Source organism: Mesorhizobium sp. M1006 (assembly GCF_040318825.1).
In the GTDB taxonomy this organism is placed as follows: domain Bacteria; phylum Pseudomonadota; class Alphaproteobacteria; order Rhizobiales; family Rhizobiaceae; genus Mesorhizobium.
Genome location: NZ_JAMYMZ010000109.1, coordinates 1 through 3,597, shown reverse-complemented (window position 1 = coordinate 3,597; position 3,597 = coordinate 1). Strand labels below are relative to the sequence as shown.

2 protein-coding genes and 2 pseudogenes are annotated in these 3,597 nt (G+C 58.0%); 3 read left to right on the top strand and 1 reads right to left on the bottom strand.

All coding sequences use genetic code 11. The features are described from left to right. Positions 1-83: 83 nt before the first annotated feature. A pseudogene (locus NKH60_RS34595) lies at positions 84-716 on the top strand (IS630 family transposase); the annotation flags it as partial. A gap of 10 nt (positions 717-726) precedes the next feature. Next, positions 727-865: pseudogene (locus NKH60_RS35285) on the top strand (IS1380 family transposase); the annotation flags it as partial. Between the two features lie 150 nt (positions 866-1,015). On the opposite strand, the gene NKH60_RS34590 reads toward NKH60_RS35285, so the two are convergent. Further along, positions 1,016-2,299, bottom strand: a complete 1,284-nt coding sequence (locus NKH60_RS34590) for an ATP-grasp domain-containing protein (protein WP_352875075.1) — start codon at positions 2,297-2,299, stop codon at positions 1,016-1,018. Between the two features lie 893 nt (positions 2,300-3,192). Here NKH60_RS34590 and NKH60_RS34585 point away from each other — a divergent pair. After that, on the top strand, positions 3,193-3,492 hold the full coding sequence (locus tag NKH60_RS34585; protein ID WP_352875073.1) for a transposase DNA-binding-containing protein: 300 nt from the start codon (positions 3,193-3,195) through the stop codon (positions 3,490-3,492). The last annotated feature ends 105 nt before the right edge of the window (positions 3,493-3,597 follow it).

Below are 3,597 nucleotides of genomic sequence, written 5' to 3'. Positions count from 1 at the left end.
AGACCCAGTTCGCCGTTGTCTTCGGCGAGAGGTTCGTCAGCCAATGACGAGACCGGCCTCGCGCACAGAATTCCTGACAGTCCCGAACGGCTACCGCTTCAAAAAAAACGCTGCTGGCCAGCGAGCAAGATCGACCCGACATCAGCAAGGCGCGCCAGCAGTGGCGGGCCAAACGCCAGCCGCGGATGCGGCTTGAGCCACATCGGCTGGTGTTTATCGACGAGACCGGAACCACTACGAAGATGACGCGCCTGCGCGGCCGCTGCCTGAAGGGCCAACGGCTGCGCTCAAAGGCACCGTTCGGACATTGGAAGACGCAGACCTTCATCGCCGGGCTGCGCTGCCATGGGCTCACCGCCCCTTTCGTCGTCGACACGCCGATGAACCGTCGCATCTTCGACACCTACGTCGAAACGCAGCTCGCTCCGACGCTGGCAAAGGGCGATGTGGTCATCCTCGACAATCTCGCTGCCCACAAGAGTCCGGCCGCCGAGGCAGCCATCCGGGCCAGAGGCGCATGGCTGCTCTTCCTGCCGCCCTACAGCCCCGATCTCAACCCGATCGAAATGGCCTTCGCCAAGCTCAAGGCGCATCTGCGCGCAAAGGCCATCAGAACCATCGACGCCCTGTGGCAGGCCATTGGCGATATCTGCAATCTCTTCTCTCCAACAGAATGCAGAAACTACTTCACTGCCGCAGGCTATGGACTCACATGAAAGTCCGCCGCTCTACACCGACCGCACCGGCGCTCACACCATGCGCCAATCAGCTGCGGCTCTGGTTCGCCACGTTTGCCTACGTCCTGATCTGCGCCTTGCACCGCCTCGGCATCGCCCACACCAGGCTCGCAATATGCGCCGCGGGCTGCTGACGCCGCCGGACCTCAACCCTCCCGATAGAGGAAAATTGCAGAGCCCAGAAGCTGGCTGCGCTCGTCTTCAAAACTGCAAAGAGCAGCGCCGACCACCGCGCCAGTCAAGATGCGACTCGAGCCTGGGGCGGTGAGAGAAGCGGGTTAGGTGCCGTTGCTTCGGCAAGCGGCAGGAGGGCCTTCATATTGTTCCTGTTCGCCGAGGTTCGTAAAAGGTGTGATCGACCAACTAACTAAGTCAACTGCTCGGTCAAGTATCGACCTAATCTGAGCACAATCAGCTGAAGTAGCGACGATATGTCCGATGCGGTCTCGATAATCGCCTTTTCTGACGATCGGCATTTTGAGTTTACCGTAAAATTCCACCTCGGCGACACCTGGTAAAGAGGCCGCCTGACTGACGCCGCTGATCCAATCTAGGGTGCCATCGCGATCTGCAATCAGGAACCGCACGCCCGCAGCATGCGAATGCCTTTTGCGCAAATCCCATTCCTCACCGATGACAAGCTTGATGTGCTCGGCGATGAGATCGATGCCGTAAGCCAGATGAAGCAGTTGAGGGTTGGCCCCGCCGGCAATACGTGGATTGACTTCGATCACGACTGGCCCACGCTTCGTCCAACGGAATTCAACGGAGGATGGCCCCCAGCCAAGGCCGAGAGCTTGCAAACAGCTCAGCGAAACATCGGCGATGAGTGCATACTCCTCATCATTCAGCGGGGCTGGATGAGTGTACTCGCGAAAGATGAAATGAGGTGGGGGGCTGAATTCAGCGGCCTCGATCCCAATGACTTCATTTCCCATTATGTCAGCGCAATAGTGTGGCCCTTGCGCGAATTCTTCGACCAATATTAGCGGCGAAGACCGCCATATGTGCCTCCCGTTCAATAGATAGCTCGCATGTTCGGCTAATTCATCGACGTTGCAGCACAATCTGACTCCAATGCTGCCGCTGCCTAGGGCCGGCTTAAGAACTACCGGTAGACCAATCTGCGCGGCGGCGCTTTCAACGCCCGACTCATCGACTGCTAACCGATAATCGGGCATTGGAATGCCGGCATCCGCGAGGAGCTCACGTTGAGTAAATTTATTGCAGCATCGTTCAATCGATGCGGGGTTCGGCCCCGGCAGGTCGAAATATCGGCAGAGCTCTCCAACTGTCACGTAGATAGACTCGTCCTCGCCCGCAAAGCCAGTAATGCCAGCAATGTCATACGTTGCGCGCAGCAGCGAGCTTGCGCGGATCAACCAATCGAGACTGTCTGTATCGACACGGACTGCCTCAACGCCTTCCGCCGCTAGATAGTCGTACCGAGTTGGATCAGATGAAAGAGTAATTGGATGAAGGCCAAGGCGCTGGGCTGCTTTTATATATAGGAGGCCAATACCATTATGGCCTTCAACGAGAATGAGCGCTCTTTTTAACATAGACGTTGGCTCTCCGTTGTGTGCTCCGACGGTACAAGCATAAACAGGGATCCGGTTATTCCCTACCTAGCCTCAGACCCGTGCGGCTGAAGGTACCATCGTCAGCGATTTTCGATTGCGAAGAGTCCATAAAGGTATTTAAAGTATCTGTTGCAATGTTACGTTATCATAGATGGGTGGCCGACACTAAGGTCAGCAGGTCCGATTTGCAGCTGCTCCGTGCTCTTCGTCGGAGGGCGACTGGGTATCAAAACCTTCTTCACGTAGTGCAAAAGCAAACGACAAAGTGCTTGATCGGTGGCCGCAGTGATCCTCCCATCTTCAGAGCGGTGCTCAAGGTAAGAATTCAGCGCTTCCTCCTCGGAGGGTTCCTGCCTCCTCGCGATCATGCAGGGCGACCGCTGACTGCCGCATATAAAAAATGGGCTTGTGCCCGCCCGGATGATGTACCTGATCTTTTTAGAATCAGTCATGCACCTTCGGTGATGAGAGTGATGTCGTTGTCGAGTAAGCAAGGATCAGATGAAATCAGCTTCGTCACTGATCGACGCCTGTCGGCGCGCAGCACCCGCCGTCGCGACGTCTCTACTCCTTGGCGTTCGGATTTAGCGCCCTTCTACCGTGATTGCGATTGGGCCGCCTCGCGCCGCTGGATCGATGTAGGCCTCCGGCGGTGGCTTTCGATTACCCACATTGTCGGCGGGCCCATTGCCCCGTATGAATCTGCCGTGATTCTGTGCGTGACGCTGAATCACGGAGGCGTCACGGATGCGAGACAAGACCAGCAGCAGCGAAGCTGCTTGGCAGGAAGAGCTTTGCGCGGCGGCCCTTCCCGACAAGCGCCCGGTCCGCCGGCTGCAGCGGTTGCTGGATAGCTGTCAGCAGCGCCGGGCATGCCGATCCCGGCGGCCTGCGGCGACTGGGCAGCCGCGAAGGCGGCCTACCGCTTCTTTGACAACCCGCGTGTGACCGAACACAGCGTTCTCGCTGGCGAAGGTCCGATCCTTATCCTGCAGGACACGATCGAATTTATCTACAGCCCCGCGCAGCCGGGCAAAATCGGCTTCACCAAGACCCTCAACGCCGCGCGCTACAAGACTGGGCAGCCCAACGTGCTGACCTTGTGCGGGGTGCTGATGCATTCGAGCTTGGCCGTCACCCTCACCGGCACACCCCTCGGTCTGACGGCGTGAAGTTCTGGACCCGAACGAAATTCAAGGGAACGCTCGCGCTCAAGCGGCACATCAATCCCACGCGCGTGCCGATCGAGACGAAGGAGAGCTACCGCTGGCTGGAGA